Below are 25,468 nucleotides of genomic sequence, written 5' to 3'. Positions count from 1 at the left end.
CGCCCTGGTGTGTAAAAGGCGTGTCCTGAAGGAAAAAGCCCGCCTCCTGCGGGCTTTTTTACTGGTGAGCGCCGACAATGCCCAGGCCGGGCGGGAGGCTGCACCCCATGCTGCTGCAGGATCCTCGCCCCAAGAACAATGAAATTTTTGCAAGGTTGAACCATGATTCTTGTCACAGGCGGCGCCGGCTTCATCGGTGCCAATTTCGTGCTGGACTGGCTGGCTGCCGGCGATGAGCCGGTACTCAACGTGGACAAGCTCACCTACGCCGGCAACCTCAAAAGCCTGGAGAGCCTGCAAGGCGATGCGCGCCATGTCTTCGTGCAGGCCGACATCGGCGACGGCCAGACCCTGGCCCGCCTGCTGGCCGAGCACAGGCCGCGCGCCGTGGTCAACTTCGCGGCCGAGAGCCATGTGGACCGCTCCATCCATGGCCCCGAGGACTTCATCCAGACCAACGTGGTCGGCACCTTCCGCCTGCTCGAAGCCGTGCGTGGCTACTGGAGCGCGCTGGATGCCGAGGCCAGGGCGGCCTTCCGTTTCCTGCATGTGTCCACTGACGAGGTCTACGGCAGCCTGGCGCCTGCGGCACCGGCCTTCACCGAAGACCACCTCTATGAGCCCAACAGCCCGTACTCGGCCAGCAAGGCCGCCAGCGACCACCTGGTGCGCGCCTGGCATCACACCTACGGCCTGCCCGTGCTGACGACCAACTGCAGCAACAACTACGGCCCGCTGCACTTCCCCGAGAAGCTGATCCCGCTGATGATCGTCAACGCCCTGGCCGGCAAGCCGCTGCCCATCTATGGCGACGGCATGCAGGTACGCGACTGGCTCTATGTGCGCGACCACTGCAGCGCCATCCGCCGCGTGCTGGAGGCCGGCAGGCTGGGCGACACCTACAACGTGGGCGGCTGGAACGAGAAGCCCAACGTCGAGATCGTGAACACGGTCTGCGCGCTGCTCGACGAGCTGCGCCCCAAGGCCGATGGCACCAGCTACAGCGCACAGATCACCTATGTGAAGGACCGCCCCGGCCATGACCGGCGCTATGCCATCGACGCGCGCAAGCTCGAGCGTGAACTGGGCTGGAAGCCTGCCGAGACCTTCGAGACCGGCATCCGCAAGACCGTGCAGTGGTACCTGGACAACCCCGAATGGGTGGCCGATGTGCAGTCCGGCGCCTACCGCGAATGGGTCAGCCGCCAGTACACGGAGGGAGCCGGCGCATGAAGCTGCTGCTGCTGGGCCGCAATGGCCAGGTGGGCTGGGAGCTGCAGCGCAGCCTGGCGCCACTGGGCGAGCTGATTGCGCTGGACCGCCAGGGCGACGCTGGTGGCCAGGGCCTGTGCGGCGATCTCTCGCGCCTCGATGAGCTTGCACGCACCGTGCGCGCTCTGCGCCCCGATGTCATCGTCAATGCTGCGGCCCACACGGCCGTGGACAAGGCTGAAAGCGAGCCTGACCAGGCGCGGCTGCTCAACGCGCTGGCACCCCAGGTGCTGGCCCGGGAGGCGGCGCAGACCGGTGCGCTGCTGGTGCACTACAGCACGGACTATGTCTTCGACGGCAGCGGCAGCGCCGCACGCACGGAGACCGAGGCAACGGCGCCGCTGTCCGTCTATGGCAGCAGCAAGCTCGAAGGCGAGCAACTGATCCAGGCTTCGGGCTGCCGCCACCTGATCTTTCGCACCAGCTGGGTCTATGCGGCGCGCGGCGGCAACTTCGCCAAGACCATGCTGCGCCTGGCCCAGGAGCGCGAGGCGCTGAGCGTGATCGACGACCAATGGGGCGCACCGACGGGCGCGGACCTCATCGCCGACGTCACGGCCCATGCCATCCGCCAGCTGCAGCGCCAACCCGGCGACCAGGGCCTGTACCACCTGGTGGCCGGTGGAGAGACCACCTGGCACGCCTACGCCAGCCATGTGATCGCCAAGGCGCGCGAACTCGCGCCCGAACGCCCCTGGAAGGTGCAGCGCATAGCTGCCGTGCCCACCAGCGCCTTTCCCACCCCGGCGCAGCGCCCGCACAATTCCCGGCTGAACACCGACCGGCTGCAGCAGACCTTCGGCCTGCGCCTGCCGCACTGGCAAGCCGGCGTGGACCGCATGCTGCAGGAAATCATCTGAGCGCGGCTGCGCGCTCCCGTAAGAACCCCAGGATCCAGGACATGAACCAGACACGCAAAGGCATCATCCTCGCGGGCGGCTCCGGCACCCGCCTGCACCCGGCCACGCTGGCCATCAGCAAGCAACTGCTGCCGGTCTACGACAAGCCGATGATCTACTACCCGCTGAGCGCCCTCATGCTCGCGGGCATCCGCGAGATCCTCGTGATCAGCACGCCGCAGGACACGCCGCGCTTCGAGCAGTTGCTGGGCGATGGTTCGCAGTGGGGCCTGAAGCTCGAATATGCAGTCCAGCCCAGCCCGGACGGCCTGGCACAGGCCTTTCTGATTGCCGAGGATTTCCTGGCAGGTGCACCCAGCGCCCTGGTGCTGGGCGACAACATCTACTACGGTCACGACTTTGCCAAGCTGCTCGAGCGTGCCGACCAGCGCAGCGAAGGCGCCACGGTGTTTGCCTACCATGTGCAGGACCCGGAACGCTATGGCGTGGCCGAGTTCGATGCCCAGGGCCGGGTTCTTTCCCTGGAGGAAAAGCCCAAGCAGCCCAGGAGCAACTACGCGGTCACGGGCCTGTATTTCTACGACAACCAGGTGGTGGAACTGGCCAAGTCCATCAAGCCCTCGGCGCGCGGCGAGCTGGAAATCACCGACCTCAACCGCCTGTACCTGGACAAGGGCCAGCTCAATGTGGAGCTCATGGGCCGTGGCTATGCCTGGCTGGACACGGGCACGCACGACAGCCTGCTGGAAGCCGGCCAGTTCATCGCCACCTTGCAGCAGCGCCAGGGCCTGAAGGTTTCCTGCCCCGAGGAGATCGCCTTTCGCCAGGGCTGGATAGATCAGGCACAGCTGGAGACACTGGGCCAAGCCTTGGCCAAGAATGGCTACGGCCAGTACCTGCTGCAGATCCTCAAGGAAAAGGCGCACGCATGAAGGCAACACCCCTGGCCATTCCCGAGGTGATGCTGATCGAGCCCAAGGTCTTTGGCGACGATCGCGGCTTCTTCCTGGAAAGCTTCAACCAGCAGGCCTTCAACCAGGCCACGGGCACGGACCACCAGTTCGTGCAGGACAACCACAGCCGCAGCAAGAAAGGCGTGCTGCGCGGCCTGCACTACCAGCTGCCGCCCCATGCCCAGGGCAAGCTCGTGCGCGTGGTGCGCGGCGCCGTGTTCGACGTGGCCGTGGACATCCGCAAGGGCTCGCCGACCTTCGGCCAATGGGTGGGAACCGAACTGACGGAAGACAACCACCGCCAGCTGTGGGTGCCCCCAGGCTTTGCCCACGGCTTCATGGTGCTCAGCGACAGCGCCGACTTCCTCTACAAGGCCACGGCCTTTTACGCGCCCCAGGCCGATCGCGGCATTGCCTGGGACGACCCGGCCATCGGTGTGCAGTGGCCGCAGCTCGATGTGGAGCTGTCGCTGTCGGACAAGGATCTCAAGCAGCCGCTGCTGGCGGATGCCGAGCTGGCCTGAGCCGGTTCACATCTGGTCCGGCAGCACCCCGCCCGGCACGGCTTCCTCCAGAAAGCCGGCGATCAGCCGGGCCTGGCGGCGTTCGCGCAGGCAGTACAGGTATTCGGGCAGGCGCGGCACGGGGCCTGCGAAGGGCAGGACGACGATGTCGGGGTGGGCCGAGGCTTCATGCCGGGCGAAGACGCTGATGCCCATGTCGCGGATCACGGCCTCGCGGATGGCTTCGCGGCTGGCGATTTCCATGATGTGGCGCGGTGCCAGGCCGGCGGCGGCCAGCATCTGTTCGGTGAGCTGGCGCGTCATGGAGCCGCGCTCGCGCAGGATCAGCGTGTCGTGCACCAGATCGGACGCCTGCACCATGGTGCGCTGCGCCAGCCGGTGGCTGCGGTGCACCAGCAGGGCCAGCGGGTCCTGGCCCAGCTCCACTCGCAGCAGGCGCGGATCGCTCTCCAGGTGTGACGAGGTCGCCAGGTCCACCTGGTAGTCCACCAGCGCCTGCACCATCTGGCGCGAGTTGCCGCCCACGATGGCCACTTCCACCCGCTCGAAGCGCCGTTGGTAGCGCTTGACGATGTCCAGCACGTAGTAGGGCGCCGTCGCGCCTATGCGCAGCTGGCCCTGGCTGGCATCGCCCGAATGGCGCAGCGCCGACTCCAGCTGAATGGTCTGCAGCAGCAATTGCTCGACCTGGGGCAGCAGGCGCAAGCCGGCATCGGTGATGGACAGCCGTCCGCCCTGGCGATGGAACAGCTCCACGCCGTAGTGCTCTTCCAGCGCGCGGATCTGGGTGGTCACGGTGGGCTGGCTCAGTGCGAGCTGGCGCGCGGCTTGCGTGATGCTGCCAAGGCGGGCGACCCAGAAAAAGGACTTGAGCTGCGTGAGGAACATGGCGGGGTTGGAAGCAGGGGGGGCGGCTCCATATTTCACCATGTCGCCGCAGCCCGAAGGCCTGCGGTGGCCGGGTATGTCCCGGGAAAAAACTCCTGCGCCCAAAGGCACACTTCTTGCATACCAGTTTGCGTGCCAGTTTGTGTGCCAGCTGATCATGGGTTTCGGCTGGTCTTGTGTCAGTGATTACTCGTGGTCAAGGAGCGCATCAATGGACATCCGCAACCCCTCGCCAGGTCTCTACAACGAAGATCTGGCGCCCACCAGGGACCGCCGCTGGGGCGCCTTCAGCATCTTCAACGTCTGGACTTCGGACGTGCACAGCCTCTGGGGCTACTACCTGGCGGCTAGCCTGTTTCTGCTGTGCGGTAGCTTCGTCAATTTTCTGATCGCCATCGGCATCAGTTCCCTGGTCATCTTTTTTCTGATGAACCTGGTGGGCTATGCGGGCGAGAAGACCGGCGTGCCCTACCCGGTGCTGGCGCGTGCCTCGTTCGGGGTTTGGGGTGCGAATCTGGCGGCGCTTGTGCGCGCCGTCGTGGCCTGCTTCTGGTATGGCGCGCAGACGGCGGCCGCCTCGGGCGCCATGGTGGCGCTGCTGGTGCGCAATGAAGCCCTGCTGTCCTTCCACCAGACCACGCACTGGCTGGGCCATTCGGGGCTGGAGGTGATCTGCTACGTGGTCATCTGGGCCTTGCAGCTGCTGATCATCCAAAGGGGCATGGAGACCGTGCGGCGATTCCAGGACTGGGCCGGGCCTGCCGTGTGGATCGCCATGCTGGTGCTGGCCATCGGCCTATGCGTGAAGGCCGGCGGCTTCAGCTTCGACCACGGCATTCCCATGGATGTGCTGCTGGACAAGACCAAGGATGCGGGGGTGAGCGGCGCGCCGGGCAGCTTCTGGGCGCTGATGGCCGTGGGCGCGACCTGGATCACCTACTTTGCGGCGCTGTACCTGAACTTCTGCGACTTCTCGCGCTATGCGAAGAACAAGGAAGCGGTCGCCAAGGGCAACCTCTGGGGCCTGCCCGTGAACCTGATCGCTTTCTCGCTGGTGGCCGGCATCACCACGATTGCGGCCTTCAAGGTCTATGGCGAGGTGCTGCTGCACCCCGAGCAGATCTCGGCCAAGTTCGACAGCTGGGTGCTGGCCCTGCTGGCCGCCGTCACCTTTGCCGTGGCCACGCTGGGCATCAACGTGGTGGCCAACTTCGTCTCGGCGGCCTTCGATATTTCCAACGTGTTTCCCAAGCGCATCGACTTCAAGCGCGGTGGATACATCGCCGCACTGATCGCCCTGGCTCTCTACCCCTTTGCACCATGGGAGGGCGGGGCTGCCCACTTCGTGAACGCCATCGGCGCCACCATGGGGCCGCTGCTGGGCATCATTCTGGTGGACTACTACCTGGTGGCCAAGGGCAACATCAACGTGGCCGCGCTGTATGACGAACATGGCGAATACCGCTACGAGGGCGGCTGGAACGTCAACGCGCTCATCGCCACTGGCATCGGCAGCGTGTTCTCCACCATCCTGCCCAACTTCACCAGCCTGCTGCCGGTCTGGTGGGGCACCTACGGCTGGTTCTTCGGCGTGCTGATCGGCGGCGGCGTGTACTGGGTGATGGCCACGCTGCGCCCGCGCCGCATTCCGGCCGCGGCCTGAGGAGGCTGCCATGTCCGAGCCGCAGGATGCGCCGGCCACCGGGCCGGCCTTGATCGCCGAGCGCGTCATGCGCTCCATCGTCGAGCGCAAGCTGCGCCCTGGCGAACGCCTGGGCGAAAAGGAACTGGCCGAGGTCTTCGGCGTGAGCCGCACCATGGTGCGCGAGGCGCTGATGCAGCTGCAGGCGCGCGGCTTCGTCGAGGTGCGCTCGCGCCAGGGCTGGTACGTGGTCGAGCCCTCGTTCGAGGAAGCCCAGGAAACCTATGCCGCGCGCCGCGTGCTGGAGTCCGGCATGCTGCGCGACGCGGGCCGGCCGCTGCAGGCGGCCATACGCACGCTGCGCGAGCATGTGGCACAGGAGCGGGGCGCCATCGCCGAGGCCGACAACGCCGGCCAGCGCAGCGTGCTGCTGGCCGACTTCCACGTCTGCCTGGCCGAGCAGATGGGCAACCGCTTTCTCACGGCCATGATGGCCGACCTCTCGGCGCGCACCACCCTGGTGTCTGCGCTGTACCAGTCGCAGACCGAGGCCCAGCACTCCAATGCCGACCACGAGGCCATCGTCGATGCGCTGGCGGCCGGCGACATGGCGCGCGCCGAGCAACTGATGCGCGAGCACATCGACGCGCTGGCCGCGCGGCTGGATGAGAACCTCGCCCACCGCTCGCGCCTGCAGGACCGGCTGCTGGATGCACTGCAGCCCCAGGCGGCCCAGGCCGCCCAGGCAACGCGCACAGGCAGGGGCAAGCCGCGCGGCTGAAGAGGCGGGGTGGGCGATGGGTGGGACTCCCAAATCCGCCAATACCCGCTTCGCCAAATTTCCGTTGTGTGACACGGGCGTTTCACCTGCGCTTCCTAAAGTGGGTGTCAGAGGTGGTGAACCTGCCACCTGTCCACGAACCCACAACGGAACTGCCACGCCATGCGCCACACCCTTGCCTCCCTGGGCCGCCGCCTCGCCATTGCCTCTGCGGCGCTGACCGTCGCCTCCTTCGCCACCCTTGCCCACGCGGCCAAGACCGAGCTGCTGGTCTACAGCGCGCTGGAGGCCGACCAGATCAAGGCCTACAAGAGCGGCTTCGAGAAGGTCCATCCCGAGATCGAACTCAAGTTCGTGCGTGACAGCACGGGCATCATCACGGCCCGCCTGCTGGCCGAGAAGGCCAATCCCCAGGCCGACGTGATCTGGGGCGTGGCCGCCACCTCGCTGATGCTGCTGGACAAGCAGGGCATGCTCCAGCCCTACGCGCCCAAGGGCCTGGACAAGGTGCGCGCCAACATGCGCGATCCGCGCGCCCAGCCGACCTGGGTGGGCATGGACCTGTGGTCTTCGGCCATCTGCTTCAACACCGTGGAGGCCGGCAAGCGCAAGCTGCCGGTGCCCGCCAGCTGGGCCGACCTGGTCAGGCCCGAGTTCAAGGGCACGATCACCATGCCCCACCCGGCCTCCAGCGGCACGGGCTACCTGATGGTCGCGGCCTGGCTGCAGATCATGGGCGAGGAAAAGGGCTGGGCCTACATGGACGGCCTGCACCAGAACATGGGCGTGTACACGCACAGCGGCTCCAAGCCCTGCCGACAGGCGGGGGCCGGCGAGTTTCCCGTGGGCCTGAGCTTCGAGTACCGCGCCAGCAAGACCAAGAAGGACGGTGCGCCCATCGACATCGTCTTCCCGCAGGAAGGCCTGGGCTGGGACGTGGAGGCCACGGCCATCCTCAAGACCAGCAAGAAGCAGGAAGCCGCCAAGGCGCTGGCCGACTGGGCCGTCACGCCAGAGGCCAACAAGCTGTATGCCGCCAACTTCGCCGTGCTGGCCCTGCCCGAGGCGCAGGAGAAGCTGGAGTTCATTCCCGCCGATCTGGAAAAGCGGTTGGCGAAGAACGATTTCAACTGGGCCGCCGATAACCGCGACCGCATCCTGGCCGAGTGGAGCCGCCGCTACGAAGCCAAGGCAGAGAAAAAGTAAGCCGGAGCCACGCCATGCTGCGCATAGACCATATCGCCAAGCGCTACCGCGAGCAGCAGGTGCTGCGCGGCATTGACCTGAACGTGGAGGCGGGCGAGTTCGTCAGCCTGCTCGGCCCTTCGGGCTGCGGCAAGACCACGCTGCTGCGCATCGTCTGCGGCATCGACATGCCTGACGAGGGCAGGGTGCTGTTCCAGGGCGATGACATCACGCGCTGGCCGGCCGCACGCCGTGGCTTTGGCGTGGTGTTCCAGAGCTATGCGCTGTTTCCCAATCTCACGGCCGCGCAGAACGTGGCCTTCGGGCTGAACGGGCAGCCTGCGGCGCAGGCGCGCGAGCGTGTGGCCGAGATGCTGTCCCTGGTGGGCCTGGGCGCGCAGGCCCAGCGCTACCCGGCCCAGCTGTCGGGCGGCCAGCAGCAGCGCGTGGCGCTGGCCCGCGCGCTGGCACCCCGGCCGCGCCTGCTGCTGCTCGACGAGCCGCTGTCCGCGCTCGATGCCCAGGTGCGCACCGAGCTGCGCAGCGAGATCCGCCAGCTGCAGCGCCAGCTGGGCATTGCCTCCATCATGGTCACGCACGACCAGGAAGAGGCATTGTCCATGGCCGACCGCGTGGTGCTCATGCACCAGGGCCGCATCGAGCAGCAGGGCTCGCCCGAGCAGCTCTATGCCCGGCCCGTGAGCCAGTTCGCGGCCGGCTTCGTGGGCCGCATGAACCTGCTGCCGGCCACGGCCGAATCGGCGGACCAGGTGCGCATCGGCGAGGCCAGCCTGCGCTGCGCGCTGGCCGGTTTCGAGCCTGGCGCTGCCCTGCTGGTGGGCGTGCGGCCCGAGAGCGTGGTGCTGCACCCGGCCCAGCCCACGGCATTGGCCAACCTGTTCCGCGCCCGCGTGGTGGAGACCTCGTTCCTGGGATCGATGGCCCTGGTGCGCCTGTTCAGCCCCACGCTGCAATGCCAGGTTGACGCCCAGTGGCCCCTGCGCCACGACGTGGGCCTGCCCGACTGGCTGCAGGGCGAGGTGCTGATGGAGCTGCCCGCCGCTGCGCTGCAGCCGTTGGCGGCGCCCGATGCGAGGAAGGCCGCATGAGCGCGCATCCCATGGACACGGCCATTTCCGTGCCCGTCCCCGTCCCCGTACCGGTGGACCGCTCCGTTCCCGCCCGCCGCAGCGTGCCTGCAGGGCCCGTGCGTCCGCGGGGGCGCAGCGCAGGCTGGGAGCGCTGGTGGCTGGGCGCCCTGGTGCTGGGCGCACTGGCCTGGCTGCTGGCCACCATCGCCCTGCCGGTCGCCAGCCTGCTGGGCAGGAGTTTCTGGGACGATGCGGGCCGCTTCACGGGCCTGGCCCAGTTCATCACCTATGCGCGCATGCCGGGCGTGGCGCAATCGCTGTTCAACAGCCTGTGGCTGTCGGCCGTGAGCAGCACGGTCTGCGTGCTGCTGGCCTATGTCTACGCCTATGGCGTGGTGCGCAGCTGCATGCCGCTGGCGCGCTGGTTCCGGGGCCTGGCCCTGGTGCCGCTGCTGGCGCCTTCGCTGCTCATGGCCATCAGCCTGATCTACCTGTTCGGCAGCCAGGGCCTGCTCAAGGGCTGGCTGCAGGGGGGCTCGGCCTACGGGCCCTTCGGCATCATCGTGGGCTCGGTGCTCTGGACCTTTCCGCATGCGCTGATGATCCTGTGCACCACGCTGGCCTCGGGCGATGCGCGCCTGTACGAGGCGGCCGCCACGCTGGGCGCCAGCCGCTGGCGCAGCTTCCGCCAGGTCACGCTGCCAGCCAGCCGCTACGGGCTGATGATTTCCTGGATCGTGGTCTTCGTGCTCGTGGTGACCGACTTCGGCGTGCCCAAGGTCATTGGCGGCAACACGGCCATGCTGGCCACCGATATCTACAAGCAGGTCATAGGCCAGCAAAAGCTGTCCATGGGTGCCGTGGTGGCCATGCTGCTGCTGGTGCCTGCGGGCCTGGCCTTTGCGGCAGAGCGCCATTTGCGTGCGCGCCAGGCGGCGACCATGGGCGTGCGCTCCGTGCCGCTGGTGCCCCAGCCCCATGCACCGCTGGACCGCGCGCTGCTTGCGTACTGCGCGCTGGTGGCGCTGGCGCTGCTGGCCGTCATGGGCACGGCCGTGCTGGCCTCCCTGGTCAGCTACTGGCCCTACAACCTCACGCTGACGTTCAAGAACTACCGCTTCGACATGATGGACGGCGGCGGCTGGGCCAGCTATGGCAACTCGCTGTCCATGGCGCTGGCCACGGCGGTGGTGGGGGCGGTGCTGAGTTTTGTGACCGCCTATTTGGTGGCCAAGCCCCAGCGCTGGGCACGCACGCGCCAGTGGCTGCATGCCGTGGCCACGCTGCCCATGGCCGTGCCGGGGCTGGCGCTGGGCCTGGGCTACATCCTGTTCTTCAATGCCCAGGGCAATCCGCTGCATTTTCTGTACGGCAGCATGGCCATCCTGGTGCTGTGTTCGGTGGCGCATTTCTTCTCGGTGGCGCACATCACGCAACTGGCCGCGCTGCAGCAGCTCGATGCCGAATACGAGCGCGTGGCCGATTCCCTGGGCGTGGCCTTCTGGACGCTGCTGTGGCGCGTGCACCTGCCGGTGTGCATGCCCGTAGTGATGCAGGTGGCCGGTTACTTCTTCGTCAACGCCATGACCACGGTGTCGGCCGTGGTGTTCCTCTACTCGCCCGAGACCACGCTGGCCTCGGTGGCCGTGCTGGCCATGGACGACGCGGGCGACACCGCGCCCGCCGCCGCCATGGCCACGCTGATCTTTGCCACCGCCGCCACGGGCCGGCTGCTGATCGCGGCGCTGGATGCCTGGGTGCAGCGGCGCACGCAGCGCTGGCGCCAGCGCTGATTCCTTCTCTCTTCCTCCCTCCGTTTTTTTCTTATGAAGAACTACGACCTGATCGTGGTGGGGGCCGGCATTGTCGGCCTGGCCCACGCCTATGCGGCTGCGCGCCGTGGCCGCAGCGTGCTTGTCATCGAGCGCGACGCGGCCTGCATCTCCGCCTCCATCCGCAATTTTGGCTTTGTGACCGTCACGGGGCAGCAGGCCGGTGCCCACTGGCGGCGTGCCATGCGCTCGCGCGACACCTGGGCCGAGATCGCGCCGCAGGCCGGCATCGAGGTCGTGCACCGTGGCCTGTGGCTGACGGCGCGCCGCCCCAGCGCCGAGGCCGTGCTCCACGCCTTTCTGAGCACCTCCATGGGCGAGCGCTGCGAGCTGCTCACGCCGGCCCAGGCCGCCGAGCGCCATCCTGCACTGCGTACCGAGGATTTGTCCGCCGTGCTCTACAGCCCGCATGAACTGCGCGTGGAGTCGCGCACGGCCATTCCCAGGTTGGCGCAGTGGCTGGAGCAGGCCATGGGCGTGGATTTCCGCTTTGGCGAGGCCGTGCTCGAGGTGGCCGCGCCCCGGGTGCGCAGCACGCGCGCCAGCTACCACGGCGAACGCGTGGTGGTCTGCAACAACGCCGACCCGGGCGGCCTGTTCGCCGGCCTGTGGGCGCCGCACCGCATCCAGCTGTGCCAGCTGCAGATGCTGCGCGTGCGGCCGCAGCCGGGCTTTCGGCTCAAGGGCTCGGTCATGGGTGATCTGAGCATGGTCAGATACGAGGGCTACAGCGCCCTGCCCGAAGCCGCCGCGCTGCGCGCCGAACTGGAGCGGGAGGAGGGCGAGAGCCTGGCCCACGGCATCCACCTGATTGCCGTGCAAAGCGCCGACGGCAGCCTGGTGGTGGGCGACTCCCACCACTACGGCGCAGCGCCCCCGCCTTTTGCCAGCGAAGCCGTGGACCGGCTGATGCTGCGCCACATGAACGAGGCCCTGCACCTGCGCGATGCGCAGGTGGTGGAGCGCTGGGTGGGCGTCTACCCGAGTGCGCAGGACGCGCCCTGCGTGGTGCATGCGCCCGACGAGGCCACGCGCGTGGTCGCTGTCACGGGCGGGTCCGGCGCCAGCACGGCGTTCGGTCTGGCCGAGGAGGTCTGGAGCGCGTGGTGAGCAGCAGCCGGCCTACTTGCCGAACATCACCCACAGCAGCGCCAGCACCATGATCGTGGCCAGCACGGCCAGCGTGATCTTGAGGGCGCTGTAGGGGCGCTCGCCCGCGATCTGGCCCGTGTAGCCGTTGGCGATGATCTGGAAGGTCTTGCTGCCGTAGGTGTAGCCCACCAGCCAGACCGGCACGAGGATGTGCTTGAAGGTGCGGCCCTGGTACTCGCGCTGCATCTGTAGGTTGCGGTAGGTGTCGCCGGGCACCTGGCGCGCGCACAGGGCGCGCAGCTGCTCGTCCATGTCCTGCACGTTGACCTGGGCGGCCTTGCCCAGGTCGATCTGGTAGCGCTCCACGGTCCATCCGCGCACGAACTCGGGCGTGTAGGGCTTGAGGTCGGTGGTGGTGGGGAAGGGCTCCACCTGGCGCAGCAGGTTGGGGTGCACGCCCACGGTGCCGGGCACCAGCTCGTCGTCGAAGAAATGGGCGAGGCTGCCCGAGGCCGGCTCCCAGCGCACATGGCGCACCTGGCGCGTCTGCACGTTGCCGTTGCTGTCGCGGTAGGACTCGGTGGTGTAGTAGTAGAAGCCCGCCTCGGCCTGCCAGTCGGCGCTGGCGTGGGCGTCGAAGGTCCAGTAGGGCAGGTAGATGCCGTGCAGCGTGTCGGTCAGCGCGGCGGACTTCAGGCGGTTGGGCGCGAACCAGCGGCTGCCATACCACTGGCGGATGCGGTCGCGGATCTGGCCGTCGCTGATCTTGAAGGGCAGGATGCTCTGCGGTGTGATGGCATCGCCCTGGTCCTCATGGGCGACGATGGAGGGCGAGCCGCAGAAGTCGCAGCGCTGGGCCACGGTGCGGTTCACGAAGACCGAGATCGCGCGGCAGTTCTGGCACTGGACCTCGTAGCGGTCCTCCGTGCCCCAGCCCCGGCCGGACTTTGGGTTGCGCAGCGCCTCGGCCAGGTCCTGCTCGACCACATCGCGGCCCAGTTCCTCGCGCGTTTCCTCGCTCCAGGGCACCGTGGTGCCGCAGTACGGGCACTTGAGCGCCTGGGCCTGGGCATTCCATTCGAGGTTGGCGCCGCATTCGGGGCAGGGGTGCTTGCGCACCATGGCCGGCGCGGCGGCTGCGGCCTCCCAGGAGCCGGAGGCGGGAGTGGAAGAAGAACGGGGGGAGGGCGCGCTCACGGCATCGGTCCTGGAAAGCGTACGGCGCCAGGCAGGGCCTGGCGCCGGGAAGGTTCAAGCCAACAGAAAGCGAGGGCGCTCAGCCCTTGAGGAACTCGTCCAGAGCGCTTTGCGCAATGCGCCACTGGCTGCCGATCTGGCGCGCCTTGAGGTTGCCGGCCTGGATCTCGGCCAGCACATCGGCCTCGCTCACACCCAGCACCTGGGCCGCCTGCGCCGGGGTCAGCACCTGCAGTCCACCGGCGGCGGGCGCTGCGGGGGCCTGGGCCGCCTGTGCGGCAGCGGGCGAGAACGGATCGGACGCCTGGCCCTGGCCGGCCGGTGCGCCACCGCCACCGCCGTTTTGCATGCTCTTCATCATCTCCTGCGCCATGCCGAAGCCCATGGCCATGGTGGCGGGCAGGGTGGCTGCGGCAGCGCCTTCGCCGCCCGTGGTCATGGCCTGGCCCATCTGGTATTTGACGTAGTCGTTGAGGTTGCCGATGGCCGTCATGCTGGAGCGCTTGTCGATGGCCTGCTCCACCTCGGGCGGCACGGACACGTTCTCCAGCACGAAGCTGGTGATCTCCAGGCCGTACTTGTCCGTCATGGCCGGGTTGATCAGCGGCAGCAGCGCATCGCCCAGCTCGCCATAGCGCTGGGCCACGTCCAGCACGGGCACCTGGGCCTTGGCCAGCGACTCGGTGAACACGCTGATGATGCGCGAGCGCATGGTATCGGCGAACTCGTCGATGCGGAAGTTCTGGTCCGTGCCCGCCACTTCCTTGAGGAACTTGGCCGGCTCGACGATGCGGAAGTCGTAGGTGCCGAAGGCGCGCAGGCGCACGGCGCCGAAGTCCTTGTCGCGCACCATCACGGGGTTGGAGGTGCCCCACTTGTTGCCCGTGAACAGGCGCGTGTTGATGAAGTAGACATCGCACTTGAACGGCGAGTTGAAGCCGTACTTCCAGCCCTGGATGGTGGACAGGATGGGAATGTTCTGCGTGGTCAGCGTGTGCTTGCCGGGGCTGAACAGGTCGGCGTACTGGCCGGCCGAGACGAACTGCACCTGCTGCGACTCGCGCACGATGAGCTGGGCGCCGTTCTTGATTTCCTTGTCGTCGTCGGGCCAGCGGTAGGAGAGCGTGTCGCGCGAGTCATCGGTCCACTCGATGATCTCTATCAGTTGCTTGGTGATGATGTTCATCAGGTTCATGGCAGGCTCCGGGGCGGTGGTGGTCCACGACAAAAAAGGTCAGTGGGCCATTCTAGGGGGCGTGCATGGCGGCGTGGCGAACGGTCACCGGCCGCTGCCCTGGTGAATTGTCAAAAAATGATCCGGATGCGTCGTGCAAGGCGGGCTTTCGGGTCTTCGCGCGCCACGGCCTTTGCCGGCATGTGTTGCCTGCTCCGTTTTTTGATGCAGATCGCCCTGTGGAGCGTCTGCCGTGGGGCCGCAGGCCCGCGCCACGGCGCAGGGCCGGGCGGCGCCTTAAAATCGTTGTTTGCGCGGCGCGAGCCGCCTCTCATTCACCGGCGCGGCCCCGGCCTGCGTGCGACGCCTGAAACAAGTCATGCTCACTTTCCAACAAATCATCCTCAAGCTGCAGTCCTACTGGGCCGACCAGGGCTGCGCGCTGCTCCAGCCCTATGACATGGAAGTGGGCGCGGGCACCTCGCACACCGCCACCTTCCTGCGCGCCCTGGGCCCCGAGCCCTGGAAGGCCGCCTACGTGCAGCCCAGCCGCCGCCCCAAGGACGGCCGCTATGGCGACAACCCCAACCGCCTGCAGCACTATTACCAGTTCCAGGTGGTGCTCAAGCCCGCGCCCGACAACATCCTGGAGCTGTACCTGGGCTCGCTCGAAGCCCTGGGCTTCGATCTGAAGAAGAACGACATCCGCTTCGTCGAGGACGACTGGGAGAACCCCACGCTGGGCGCCTGGGGCCTGGGCTGGGAAGTCTGGCTCAACGGCATGGAGGTGACGCAGTTCACCTACTTCCAGCAGGTCGGCGGCATCGACTGCAAGCCCGCCACGGGCGAGATCACGTACGGCCTGGAGCGTCTGGCCATGTACCTGCAGGGCGTGGACAACGTCTACAACCTGACCTGGACCGACGGCCTGAGCTACGGCGACGTCTACCACCAAAACGAGGTGGAGCAGTCCACCTACAACTTCGAGCACTCGGACGCCGACTTCCTGTTCACCGCCTTCGGCGCCTACGAAAAGCAGGCCAACCACCTGATCGGCGAACAGCTGGCGCTGCCGGCCTACGAGCAGGTGCTCAAGGCCGCCCACACCTTCAACCTGCTCGATGCGCGCGGCGCCATCAGCGTGACGGAGCGTGCCGCCTACATCGGCCGCATCCGCAACCTGGCCCGCGCCGTGGCCAAGGCCTATATGGACAGCCGTGCGCGCCTGGGCTTCCCCATGGCGCCCAAGGCCCATGCCGACGAAGTGCTGGCCGAGCTGGCCAAGGCCGCCGAACAACAGGGCAAGAAGGCCGCCTGAGGCGGACACCGCTGCACCGAGAGAACACCAGACCATGAACGCATCGAATCTTCTTGTTGAACTGTTTGTCGAAGAGCTGCCCCCAAAGGCGCTGCAAAAGCTGGGCGACGCCTTTGCCGGCGTGCTGTTCGAGCAGCTCAAGGCCCAGGGCCTGCTGGCCTCCAGCGAAGCGCGCCTGACGGCCTATGCCTCGCCGCGCCGCCTGGCCGCCCACATCACCGAAGTCCTGCCCCAGGCCGAGGACAAGGCCGTATCGCAAAAGCTCATGCCCGTCTCCGTGGGCCTGGACGCCGACGGCAAGCCCACGCCCGCCCTGATCAAGAAGCTGGCCGCCCTGGGTGCCGGCGAAGAAGCCGTTGCCGGCCTGACCCGCCAGGGCGAAGGCAAGGCCGAGGCCCTGTTCCACGCCTCCACCGTGCGCGGCGTGATGCTGGCCGACGGCGTGCAAAAGGCGCTGGACGAAGCCATTGCCAAGCTGCCCATCCCCAAGGTCATGCGCTACCAGCTGGCCGACGGCTGGAGCAGCGTCCATTTCGTGCGCCCGGCCCACGGCCTGGTGGTGCTGCACGGCACCGAGGTGCTGATCGGCGTCAAGGCCCTGGGCCTGACGGCCGGCACGGCCACGCATGGCCACCGCTTCGAGGCGGCGGTCGATCCCGTGGTCATCCGCTCCGCCGATGACTACGCCGCGCAGCTGCGCGAGGAAGGTGCCGTCATCGCCAGCTTCGCCGAGCGCCGTGCCGAGATCGCGCGCCAGCTGCAGGCCGCTGCCGAGCGCGTGGGCGGCGGTGTCCGTCCCATCGAGGACGAGGCCCTGCTGGACGAGGTCACGGCCCTGGTCGAGCGCCCCAATGTGCTGGTCTGCGAGTTCGAGAAGGAATTCCTCGACGTGCCGCAGGAATGCCTGATCCTCACCATGAAGGCCAACCAGAAGTACTTCCCGCTGCTGGACGCCGCCGGCAAGCTGACCCACCAGTTCCTGGTGGTCAGCAACATCAGCCCCCAGGATGCCAGCGCCGTCATCGGCGGCAACGAACGCGTGGTGCGCCCGCGCCTGGCCGACGCCAAGTTCTTCTTCGACCAGGACCGCAAGAAGACCCTGGCCTCGCGCGTGGAAGGGCTGGGCAAGGTGGTCTACCACAACAAGCTCGGCACCCAGGGCGAGCGCGTGGAGCGCGTGCGCTCCATCGCCAAGAGCATTGCCCGCCAGCTGGGCGACACGGGCCTGGCCCAGCAGGCCGACCTGGCCGCGCAACTGGCCAAGACCGACCTCGTGACCGACATGGTGGGCGAGTTCCCCGAGCTGCAGGGCACCATGGGCCGTTACTACGCGCTCAACGACGGCCTGGACGTGGCCGTGGCCGATGCCATCGAGGACCACTACAAGCCCCGCTTTGCGGGCGACGAACTGCCGCGCGGCAACGCCGGCGTGGTCGTGGCCCTGGCCGACAAGCTGGAAACCCTGGTCGGCATGTTCGGCATCGGCAACCTGCCCACGGGCGACCGCGACCCGTTCGCGCTGCGCCGCCATGCGCTGGGCGTGATCCGCATGCTGGTCGAGAAGGACCTGGCACTGGACCTGGAAACCCTGCTGGTCAGCGTGCTGCCTGCCTTCGGGGACAAGATCGAGGACGCCACGCCCCAGCTGGCCGACTTCATCTACGACCGCCTGGCCGGCAACCTGCGCGAGCAGGGCTTCTCGGCCCAGGAAGTGGATTCCGTGCTGGCCCTGCGCCCGCAGCGCCTGTCCGACGTACAAAAGCGCCTGGAAGCCGTGCGCGCCTTCGGCGAGCTGCCCGAGGCACCGGCCCTGGCCGCCGCCAACAAGCGCGTGGGCAACATCCTCAAGAAGGCCGACCAGGCCGTGCAGGCCCAGGTCGACGCGGCCGTGCTGGCCGAGGTAGCAGAGAAGGACCTGTACGCAGCCCTGCAATCGGTGGCGCCCAAGGCGCAGCAGCAGTTTGCTGCCGGCGACTACACGGCCAGCCTGCAGACCCTGGCCGCGCTGCGCGCCCCGGTCGATGCCTTCTTCGAGCATGTGATGGTCAACGCCGAAGACCCGGCGCTCAAGGCCAACCGCCTGGGCCTGCTGGCGACTTTGCATGAAGCGATGAACCGGGTCGCCGACCTGTCTCGTCTGGCGTAAATGGAGCACCCCCTGAGGCGCTTCGCGCCTTCCCCCCGTGGCACGGCGCCTCTCTACTTGCTTCGCAAGGGAGGGGGACGACACCCTCGGTGCGGGGCGGCCCTTCCTCGGTGTCCCTCGTCTTGGGACGCGCGCAATTGAGTTCTGACATTCTTGGGACCCGACCATGAAAATTGCGATCCTGGACCGTGACGGAACCCTCAACCAGATCGGTGAGGAGGGCTTCATTGGCTCTGCCGAGGCCTGGAAGGCCCAGCGCGGGGCGCTGGAAGCCGTGGCGCGCCTGAACCGGGCCGGCTGGCATGTGGTGGTCGCCACCAACCAGCCGGGCCTGGGCCGGGGCCTGTTCGACGTGACCGAGCTCAATGCCGTGCACGCGCGCATGCACCGCGAAATGGCGGCGGCAGGCGCGCGCGTCGATGCGGTTTTCTACTGCCCCCATGCCCCGGACGAGGAATGCCATTGCCGCAAGCCCGGCACGGCGCTGTTCGAGCAAATTGCCGAGCGCTTCGGCGTCGAGGGGCACCAGCTGTGGGTGGTCGGCTCCTGCGTGGCCCATCTGCAGGCCGGCGCCGCCATGGGCGCGCGCCTGCACCTGGTCTGCACGGGCGCCAGCGCCGGAGTGTCTCTGGATGGGGCGCTGCCGCCCGGACTGCCGCCCGGCACCCAGCGCCATGCCAGCCTGGCCGCGCTGGCCGATGCGCTGGTTCCGGCAGATGCCGCACCCGCTCCCTGAACGCCTGAACGCCCGAATGGCGCTTTGCCCATGCGCCGCCGGCCTGCCGTCCTGCGCACAATGCTATCTTTGTGAATTCCGATTCCTGAGGGCGCAAGGCCCGGGCCTGCCGCCCGGCCCCTGCGCCGCTTTCTGCACCACACTGCCGCCATGTCCCTGATCCGCTCCACCCTCCACATGCTCTGGATGGGCATCACCGTGATCCCCTACACCCTGGCCGTGCTGCTCACGCGCTGGCTGGGCGGCGGGCCGCGCCGCGTCTATGCCGTGGCGCGCGCCTGGCTCAAGCTGTCGGTGGACAGCGCCCGCGTCATCATGGGCGTGCGCCACCGCGTGCAGGGCATGGAGAACCTGCCCACCGACCCCAAGCAGGGCGTGGTGCTGCTGGTCAAGCACCAGTCCACCTACGAGACCTTCCTCATGCCGGCGATCATGCCGCGCCCGCTGGCCTATGTGTTCAAGAAGGAGCTGCTCATGGTGCCCTTCTTCGGCTGGTCCATCGGCAGCATGGACATGATCCACATCGACCGCAAGCACGGCTCGCGCGCTTTCCACAAGGTGGTGGAGCAGGGCAAGCGCCTGTTGGGCCAGGGCACCTGGGTGATCATGTTTCCCGAAGGCACGCGCATCCCGCGCGGCCAAAGGGGCGAGTACAAGACCGGCGCCACGCGCCTGGCCATCATGACCGGCGTGCCGGTCGTGCCCGTGGCCGTCACCTCGGCCAAGTGCTGGCCGCGCAAGGCCTTCATCAAGACGCCGGGCGTGGTGGATGTCTCCATCGGCAAGCCCATTCCTTCCGTGGGCCGCAAGCACGAGGAGCTGATGGTGGAAGTCGAAAACTGGATCGAGGCCGAAATGCAGCGCCTCGACCCCGAGGCCTACCGCGCCTGAGGCGCCGGAGAGCGGCATGGCGGACCCGGCACAGCGCAGTTGGGATTGGCTGCTGCCACCTGCCGTGCAAACGCAGGACGGCGGGCTGAAGCCGCGCCGTGACGGGGCTGCTGCCCCCGCCCAGCCTTCGTCCGCGCCTCTTCCTCCTTCTCCTCCTTCTCCTACATCTCTCCCATCTCCATCCGCCATCCCCGAGCCCAGTCCCCGCGTCCACCCGGAGGCCAACCAGCAGGCGGTCCTCCAGGGGCAGGTGCTGCACTACCGGCTGCAGCGCTCGCGCCGGCGCACCATAGGCTTCACCATCGGCGCGCAGGGGCTGGTGGTCAGCGCGCCTGCCTGGGTCAACATGGCTGCCATCGCGCAGGCGCTGGAGGCGAAATCGGGCTGGATACTGCGCAAGCTGCACGAGGCCGGCCAGCGCCAGCAAGCCCAGCATGCGGCACGCATCCGCTGGGAGCACGGCGCAGAGATCGGCTATCTGGGCCGCCCCTTGCAGCTGTGCCTGACCGGCGGTGAAACCCAGCCGCTGCGCACGCGCCAGGTACACCGTGAACAGGCGGCCGACGGCAGCCAGTCCCTGCACCTGCCGCTGGCGCCTGGGGCATCGGCCGCCGAGGTGCGCGCCTGCGTGCAGGCCTGGATGCTGCGCGAGGCGCGCTCCTGGTTCACGGCCAGCCTGCAGCGCCACGCGCCGCTCCTGGGCGTGCAGTGGACCAGCCTGAGACTGACCAGCGCAAGCACGCGCTGGGGCAGTGCCAACACGGCCGGCGCCATCCGGCTGAACTGGCGGCTCATGCAGCACGCGCCCGAGGTCATCGACTACGTGGTCGTGCACGAGCTGTCCCACCTGCGGTACATGGACCACAGTCCGCGCTTCTGGGCCACGGTGGCCAGCGTGATGCCGGGCTGGGAGGCGCAGCGTCAGGTGCTGCGTGACAGGCTGCTGCCTCCCTGGGAATAGGCGATCCGGGCACCGGCGAGCCGGCGCCAGTCGGGCTGGACGGTTATTCTTGCCGGGCACACAACCGCGTCCTATCAAGAAAGCCCATCCATGTCCGCAAGCGCTTCCGTTCCCGCAGCCATTCCCCTGACCGTCCAGCCCGCACCGGGCTATGCAGGCGACATTCCTCCCGAACTCGCCTGGCAATGGCTGCAATCCGGCGAAGCCGTGCTCGTCGATGTGCGCACCGATGCAGAGCGCGACTGGGTGGGCCGCGTACCGGGTGCCGTGGCCGTGGCCTGGAAGCAGTGGCCGTCCATGGCGATGAACCCCGATTTCGACAGCCAGCTGCGCGCCGCCGTGCCTGAAGGCGGCAAGGTGGTCCTGCTGTGCCGCAGCGGCGTGCGCTCGGTGGCCGCTGCCCAGCGCGCGGCGCAACTGGGCATCGAGGCCTACAACATCCTCGAAGGCTTCGAGGGCGATGTGGACGCCAACGGCCAGCGCGGCCATGTCGGCGGCTGGCGCCTGCGCGGCCTGCCCTGGCGCCAGTAAGCCGGCGCGGACCTGGCGTCGTTCAGAGCGGCGGCTCCGCGAATCCCAGCGCCACCGCCCGGGCGGCCACCATGTCCACCAGGGCCTGGGCCGGTCCTGACAGCGTGGCCTGCGAGCGCATGGCCAGCAGCAGCCGGCGCCGGGTGTTGAGCGCCCCCAGCGGGCGCAGCCGCAGTGCCCGCGCGGCCAGGTGCGGCGCGGTGGCCGCGCGCGGCAGGATGGCGAGCCCCAGACCCACCGAGACCATGTGGCACATGGCGTCGAAGCTGCGCACCTGGATGCGGATCCGCACGGGCCGGTTGATGGATTCGGCCTCGGCCGCAATGCGCCGCATCAGCGAGGTGGAGCGGGCCAGGCTCACGAAGTCGTGGTCCAGCACGGTGGCCAGGGGCACGGGGGAGGCGTCGTCCGTGTCCAGCGCATGGCCGCGCGGCATGACCAGCACCAGCTCGTCCACATCGCAGACCTGGGTGCTCAGCCCTTCCAGGGGCGTGTTCTCCCCGATGATGGCCAGCTCGGCCACGCCGCTGAGCACGGCGCGCACGGATTCCTCGCTGAGCGCGTCTTCCAGGTCCACCGAGACACCCGGGTGGGCGGCCATGAAGTCGGCCAGCAGCCGGGGCAGAAAGCCTGCAAATGCGGAGTTGTTGGCCCACAGGCGCAACTGGCCCGTGGCGCCGCTGCGAAAGTCGTCCATGGCCAGGGCCAGATGTTCCAGCCGGGCCACCACGTCCACGGCATGGTGGTACATGCTCTGACCGGCGGGCGTGGGCGTGACGCCGCGCTTGCTGCGCACCAGCAGGGTCACGCCGCAGTGCTGCTCCAGCTCGGCCACGCGCTTGCTGGCGGCTGCCAACGACAGCCCCAGCGTGCGCGAGCCGGCCGTCAGGCTGCCGGCATCGACCACGGCCACATACAGGCGCAGCGTCAGCAGATCGAAGCGGTGCAGGTTGATCATTCCCATCCTCCACCGCAGACGAAGGATGGATCAACGAGATACGGCTGTTCGGCCGCGTGCAGGCCCGCAAGAATGCGCCGGTACAAAGAGAACATGGAGACAAGCATGAATCGACGCATTGTGCTGCAGGCCGCCGGCCTGGCAGCGGCAGCCCTGCTGGGCGCAGGAACCGTCCAGGCCCAGGCCTTTCCAACCAAGTCCATCACCCTCGTGGTCCCCAACCCGCCCGGTGGCGTGGTGGACACGGCGGCGCGCCTGGCGTCCGACCCGCTGTCGCGCCTGCTGGGGCAGTCGGTCGTGGTGGACAACCGGGGCGGCGCCAGCGGCAACATCGCCTACCAGATGGTGGCCCGGTCGCCCAAGGACGGCTACACGCTGCTGGCCTCGTATTCGGCCTACCACGTGGGCAATCCGGCACTGTTCCCCAAGCTGCCCTGGGCGCAGTCCGAGCTGGCGCCCGTGGGGCTGATCGTGGCCGCCACCAATGTGATCGCCGTTCATCCTTCGGTGCCGGCGAACAATCTGCAGGAGTTCATTGCCTATCTGCGCAAGAACCCGGGCAAGGTCAATTACGCGTCGCAGGGCAATGGCTCGCTGTCCCATGTGGGCACGGCCGTGTTCGCCCAGGTGACCCAGACCCAGATCACGCATGTGCCCTACAAGGGGTCCGGCCCGGCCATCCAGGACGTGCTGGGCGGCCAGGTGCAGATGTTCATCACCACGCCGCCTTCGGTGCTGGGCCATGTGCAGACGGGCAAGCTCAGGGCCCTGGCCGTGACCAGCAAGACGCGCCATCCCATGCTGCCCGATGTGCCCACCACGGCCGAAGCGGGCCTGCCGGGTTTCGAGCTGGAAGCCTGGGTCGGCCTGTTCGCACCTGCGGGCACGCCGCCCGAGGCCATCGCCAGGCTGTCGGACGCGCTCAAGACCTCCTTGGAGTCGCCCGACGTGCAAAAGCGCGCGGCCCTGCAGGGCGTGGAGCCGCGATTCCTTGGCCCGCAGGCGCTGGCCGCCCTGGTCCAGCGCGAGACGGACCACTGGGGCAAGGTCATCAAGGCCAACCACATCACGATGGATTGACATGACAGCCAAAACCCATTTCCGCATCGGGCAGATCGTGCCCAGCTCCAACACCACGATGGAGACCGAGATCCCCGCCATCCTGCGCGCCCGCGAGGCCCTGGCGCCCGAGCGTTTCACCGTCCACTCCAGCCGCATGCGCATGAAGCATGTGACCAAGGAGGAACTGGCCGCCATGGACGGCGACAGCGATCGCTGCGCGCTGGAACTGTCGGATGCGCGTGTCGATGTGCTCGGCTATGCCTGCCTGGTGGCCATCATGAGCATGGGGCGCGGCTACCACCGTGTCTCGGAAGCGCGCCTGCACCAGCGCACCGTGGACAACGGCGGTCCCGCACCCGTGGTCACCAGCGCCGGCGCCCTGGTCGATGGCCTGCATGCCATCGGCGCGAAGAAAGTGGCGCTGCTGGCGCCCTACATGAAGCCGCTGACGCAACTGGTCATCGACTACATAGAGAACGAGGGCATCGAAGTGGTGGACAGCATCTCGCTGGAGATTGCCGACAACCTGCAGGTGGGTGCCCAGGATGCGCGCGCACCCATCGAGATCACGCGGCGCCTGAACACGGCCAACGCCGATGCGGTCATCGCCTCGGCCTGCGTGCAGATGCCCTCGCTGGCCTCGGTGCAGCCCATTGAGGACCGCGTGGGCCTGCCGGTACTGTCTTCCTCGGTGGCCACGACGTTCATGATGCTCAAGCGCCTGGGCTTGCCGACAGCCGTTCCGGGATTCGGTGCGCTGTTGAGCGGTAAATACTGACTACTGACTGAGCCCACGAAAAAACCGCCCGAAGGCGGTTTTTTCACGGAGGCAAGAGATCACAGCGCCGGGATGCGCAGCTTCTGGCCGGGGTAGATCTTGTCGGGGTGGCTCAGCATGGGCTTGTTGGCCTCGAAGATCACCGGGTACTTGTTGGCATCGCCATAGAACTTCTTGGCAATGGCCGACAGCGTGTCGCCGCGCACCACGTCGTGGTACTGGGCCTCGGGCTCGGGGTTGGTCACCGTCATCTGGTTGTCCACCGACTGCACGCTGGAGACGTTGCCGCAGCACAGCGTTACCTTTTCCTTGACCGCCTGGGTGGGGGCCGTGCCCAGCACCGTGACCTTGCCCTGCGAGCCGTCGAACTGCACCTTCACGTCGCTGACGCCCAGGTTCTGCGTGCCGATATAGGTCTCGATGGCCTTGGCGGCCTTGGCATTCAGGTCTTGCGCAGGCTCGGCTGCCTGTGCGGCGCTGCCGCCGAACAGCTTTTCGCCGGCTTCCTTGATGAAACTGAAAAGTCCCATGGGTGACTCCTGTTGGTGGGTGGAAAAACGGAAAGGCCAATGTAACGCCTAACAGTGGCAGCGCGCGCTGCCGGGCAGGAGCGCTCCCGGATTTTTGACATTTGCGCCATTCTTGCGTTCACGTCCTCACTCAGTTGTCGTCCATGGCTGACGCTATCCTCCGGAAAACTCCGATAATCGCGCCCATGACTTTTTTGGCCATAGACATCGGCAACACCCGCTTGAAATGGGCGATGTACGACGCGCATCGGCCTGGCGCCGCATTGCTGGCGCACGGCGCGGAGTTCCTGGAGCACATCGAGCACCTGGCCGAAGGGCCGTGGAGCGACCTGCCCACGCCTACGCGCATGCTGGGCTGCGTGGTCGCCGGCGACACGGCGCGCCGGCGCGTGCACGACCAGATCGACATGATGCTGGGCTGGGATTTCGAGCCGCAGTGGGCCGTGCCCGGCGCGGCCGAGGCCGGAGTCACCAATGGCTACGACTTCCCCTCGCGCCTGGGGGCGGACCGCTGGGTGGCCATGATCGGCGCGCGCCAGCACATCCTGCAGCGCGGGCCAGAGCGGCCCCTGATCGTGGTCATGATCGGCACCGCCGTCACCGTGGATGCGCTGGACCAGCACGGCCACTTCATGGGCGGTCTGATCCTGCCGGGGCACGGCATCATGCTGCGCGCCCTGGAAAGCGGCACGGCCGGCCTGCACGTGCCCACGGGTGCAGTCACGCCATTCCCCACCAACACCAGCGACGCGCTGACCAGTGGCGGCACCTACGCCATCGCCGGGGCCGTGGAGCGCATGTACCAGCATCTGTACATGCATTGCAGCATGGAGCCCGCCTGCGTCATGGCCGGCGGTGCAGGCTGGAAGATGGTGCCCAGCATGACGCGCCCCTTCGAGCTGGTGGATAACCTCATCTTCGAAGGCCTGCTGGTCATGGCGCAGCGCCGCTGGGGCGATGCCAGCGGCCTGCCTGCCGACGCGGTCAAAGCGGCCTGAAGCCACTTCGATCGTGCGGCGCAGCATCGCGCCGTTATATCCGTTGCGTAACAGTTGATGACAGCGCT

24 protein-coding genes are annotated in these 25,468 nt (G+C 67.8%); 19 read left to right on the top strand and 5 right to left on the bottom strand.

What is annotated here, in order from left to right:
- Window positions 1–162: 162 nt before the first annotated feature.
- The 4 genes from rfbB to rfbC are packed head-to-tail and all read left to right on the top strand — an operon-like array spanning window position 163 to window position 3,609.
- Window positions 163–1,233 (top strand): dTDP-glucose 4,6-dehydratase, encoded by a 1,071-nt coding sequence (rfbB, locus tag A4F85_RS17700; RefSeq protein WP_063327315.1) that lies wholly within the window; start codon window positions 163–165, stop codon window positions 1,231–1,233.
- Window positions 1,230–2,132, top strand: a complete 903-nt coding sequence (gene rfbD, locus A4F85_RS17695; protein ID WP_063327314.1) for a dTDP-4-dehydrorhamnose reductase — start codon at window positions 1,230–1,232, stop codon at window positions 2,130–2,132. The genes rfbB and rfbD overlap by 4 nt, the downstream gene beginning before the upstream one ends.
- Before the next feature lie 41 nt (window positions 2,133–2,173).
- Entirely contained in the window at window positions 2,174–3,064 is an 891-nt protein-coding gene (gene rfbA, locus A4F85_RS17690; protein WP_043819827.1) for a glucose-1-phosphate thymidylyltransferase RfbA, read from the top strand.
- On the top strand, window positions 3,061–3,609 hold the full coding sequence (gene rfbC, locus A4F85_RS17685; protein WP_043819830.1) for a dTDP-4-dehydrorhamnose 3,5-epimerase: 549 nt from the start codon (window positions 3,061–3,063) through the stop codon (window positions 3,607–3,609). The genes rfbA and rfbC overlap by 4 nt, the downstream gene beginning before the upstream one ends.
- Before the next feature lie 6 nt (window positions 3,610–3,615).
- Here rfbC and A4F85_RS17680 read toward each other — a convergent pair whose 3' ends face one another.
- Window positions 3,616–4,497 (bottom strand): LysR substrate-binding domain-containing protein, encoded by an 882-nt coding sequence (locus A4F85_RS17680; protein ID WP_063327313.1) that lies wholly within the window; start codon window positions 4,495–4,497, stop codon window positions 3,616–3,618.
- Window positions 4,498–4,708: 211 nt separating this feature from the next.
- On the opposite strand from A4F85_RS17680, the gene A4F85_RS17675 reads away from it, so the two are divergent.
- The 6 genes from A4F85_RS17675 to A4F85_RS17650 all read left to right on the top strand — a co-directional run bounded on the left by A4F85_RS17675 (window position 4,709) and on the right by A4F85_RS17650 (window position 12,138).
- A complete protein-coding gene (locus A4F85_RS17675; RefSeq protein ID WP_063327312.1) occupies window positions 4,709–6,160 on the top strand; it encodes an NCS1 family nucleobase:cation symporter-1 in 1,452 nt (483 codons plus the stop codon).
- A 10-nt stretch (window positions 6,161–6,170) separates the two neighbouring features.
- Window positions 6,171–6,920, top strand: coding sequence for a GntR family transcriptional regulator (locus A4F85_RS17670; protein ID WP_063327311.1), 750 nt, complete (start codon window positions 6,171–6,173; stop codon window positions 6,918–6,920).
- A gap of 162 nt (window positions 6,921–7,082) precedes the next feature.
- Window positions 7,083–8,126, top strand: coding sequence for a putative 2-aminoethylphosphonate ABC transporter substrate-binding protein (locus A4F85_RS17665; RefSeq protein WP_063327310.1), 1,044 nt, complete (start codon window positions 7,083–7,085; stop codon window positions 8,124–8,126).
- 14 nt (window positions 8,127–8,140) lie between these two features.
- Window positions 8,141–9,214: an ABC transporter ATP-binding protein gene (locus A4F85_RS17660; protein ID WP_063327309.1), complete on the top strand. Its 1,074-nt coding sequence runs from the start codon at window positions 8,141–8,143 to the stop codon at window positions 9,212–9,214.
- Entirely contained in the window at window positions 9,211–10,989 is a 1,779-nt protein-coding gene (locus tag A4F85_RS17655) for a putative 2-aminoethylphosphonate ABC transporter permease subunit (protein ID WP_063327308.1), read from the top strand. Before A4F85_RS17660 ends, A4F85_RS17655 begins: the two co-directional genes overlap by 4 nt.
- A gap of 33 nt (window positions 10,990–11,022) precedes the next feature.
- On the top strand, window positions 11,023–12,138 hold the full coding sequence (locus A4F85_RS17650; protein ID WP_063327307.1) for a TIGR03364 family FAD-dependent oxidoreductase: 1,116 nt from the start codon (window positions 11,023–11,025) through the stop codon (window positions 12,136–12,138).
- A 12-nt stretch (window positions 12,139–12,150) separates the two neighbouring features.
- Here the strand turns inward: A4F85_RS17650 and A4F85_RS17645 are convergent, their stop codons facing one another.
- Complete coding sequence (locus A4F85_RS17645) at window positions 12,151–13,317, bottom strand: zinc ribbon domain-containing protein (protein ID WP_063327306.1); 1,167 nt, start codon at window positions 13,315–13,317, stop codon at window positions 12,151–12,153.
- A 79-nt stretch (window positions 13,318–13,396) separates the two neighbouring features.
- On the bottom strand, window positions 13,397–14,512 hold the full coding sequence (locus tag A4F85_RS17640; protein ID WP_012203217.1) for an SPFH and helix-turn-helix domain-containing protein: 1,116 nt from the start codon (window positions 14,510–14,512) through the stop codon (window positions 13,397–13,399).
- A gap of 358 nt (window positions 14,513–14,870) precedes the next feature.
- Here A4F85_RS17640 and glyQ point away from each other — a divergent pair, with 358 nt between their 5' ends.
- The 6 genes from glyQ to A4F85_RS17610 all read left to right on the top strand — a co-directional run bounded on the left by glyQ (window position 14,871) and on the right by A4F85_RS17610 (window position 21,074).
- The gene (gene glyQ, locus A4F85_RS17635) at window positions 14,871–15,809 is read left to right on the top strand and encodes a glycine--tRNA ligase subunit alpha (protein WP_012203218.1); all 939 of its coding nucleotides are present in this window, start codon (window positions 14,871–14,873) and stop codon (window positions 15,807–15,809) included.
- Window positions 15,810–15,843: 34 nt separating this feature from the next.
- Window positions 15,844–17,955, top strand: coding sequence for a glycine--tRNA ligase subunit beta (gene glyS / locus A4F85_RS17630; RefSeq protein ID WP_063327305.1), 2,112 nt, complete (start codon window positions 15,844–15,846; stop codon window positions 17,953–17,955).
- Window positions 17,956–18,121: 166 nt separating this feature from the next.
- Window positions 18,122–18,691: a D-glycero-alpha-D-manno-heptose-1,7-bisphosphate 7-phosphatase gene (locus A4F85_RS17625; protein WP_013804243.1), complete on the top strand. Its 570-nt coding sequence runs from the start codon at window positions 18,122–18,124 to the stop codon at window positions 18,689–18,691.
- 150 nt (window positions 18,692–18,841) lie between these two features.
- Window positions 18,842–19,582, top strand: a complete 741-nt coding sequence (locus A4F85_RS17620; RefSeq protein WP_013804242.1) for a lysophospholipid acyltransferase family protein — start codon at window positions 18,842–18,844, stop codon at window positions 19,580–19,582.
- Between the two features lie 16 nt (window positions 19,583–19,598).
- A complete protein-coding gene (locus A4F85_RS17615) occupies window positions 19,599–20,543 on the top strand; it encodes a M48 family metallopeptidase (protein WP_063327304.1) in 945 nt (314 codons plus the stop codon).
- Window positions 20,544–20,633: 90 nt separating this feature from the next.
- The gene (locus A4F85_RS17610; protein WP_063327303.1) at window positions 20,634–21,074 is read left to right on the top strand and encodes a rhodanese-like domain-containing protein; all 441 of its coding nucleotides are present in this window, start codon (window positions 20,634–20,636) and stop codon (window positions 21,072–21,074) included.
- Window positions 21,075–21,096: 22 nt separating this feature from the next.
- On the opposite strand, the gene A4F85_RS17605 is transcribed toward A4F85_RS17610, so the two are convergent.
- Window positions 21,097–22,032, bottom strand: a complete 936-nt coding sequence (locus A4F85_RS17605) for a LysR family transcriptional regulator (RefSeq protein WP_063327302.1) — start codon at window positions 22,030–22,032, stop codon at window positions 21,097–21,099.
- 105 nt (window positions 22,033–22,137) lie between these two features.
- On the opposite strand from A4F85_RS17605, the gene A4F85_RS17600 reads away from it, so the two are divergent.
- Together A4F85_RS17600 and A4F85_RS17595 are read left to right on the top strand one after the other, a co-directional pair.
- Window positions 22,138–23,112: a Bug family tripartite tricarboxylate transporter substrate binding protein gene (locus A4F85_RS17600; protein ID WP_012203225.1), complete on the top strand. Its 975-nt coding sequence runs from the start codon at window positions 22,138–22,140 to the stop codon at window positions 23,110–23,112.
- A 1-nt stretch (window position 23,113) separates the two neighbouring features.
- Window positions 23,114–23,872 carry a maleate cis-trans isomerase family protein gene (locus A4F85_RS17595; protein ID WP_063327301.1) on the top strand — a complete coding sequence of 253 codons (759 nt, stop codon included), beginning with the start codon at window positions 23,114–23,116 and terminating at the stop codon, window positions 23,870–23,872.
- A gap of 59 nt (window positions 23,873–23,931) precedes the next feature.
- On the opposite strand, the gene lysM is transcribed toward A4F85_RS17595, so the two are convergent.
- On the bottom strand, window positions 23,932–24,402 hold the full coding sequence (gene lysM, locus A4F85_RS17590; RefSeq protein WP_013804236.1) for a peptidoglycan-binding protein LysM: 471 nt from the start codon (window positions 24,400–24,402) through the stop codon (window positions 23,932–23,934).
- Window positions 24,403–24,587: 185 nt separating this feature from the next.
- Between lysM and A4F85_RS17585 the strand changes: the two genes are divergently transcribed.
- Window positions 24,588–25,400 (top strand): type III pantothenate kinase, encoded by an 813-nt coding sequence (locus A4F85_RS17585; protein WP_034390266.1) that lies wholly within the window; start codon window positions 24,588–24,590, stop codon window positions 25,398–25,400.
- Window positions 25,401–25,468 lie beyond the last annotated feature (68 nt).

It is taken from the genome of Delftia sp. GW456-R20, assembly GCF_001622915.1.
GTDB lineage: Bacteria > Pseudomonadota > Gammaproteobacteria > Burkholderiales > Burkholderiaceae_C > Comamonas > Comamonas acidovorans.
The sequence above is the reverse complement of the archived record's forward strand: the minus strand, read 5'-3'. Positions and strand labels throughout refer to the sequence as shown.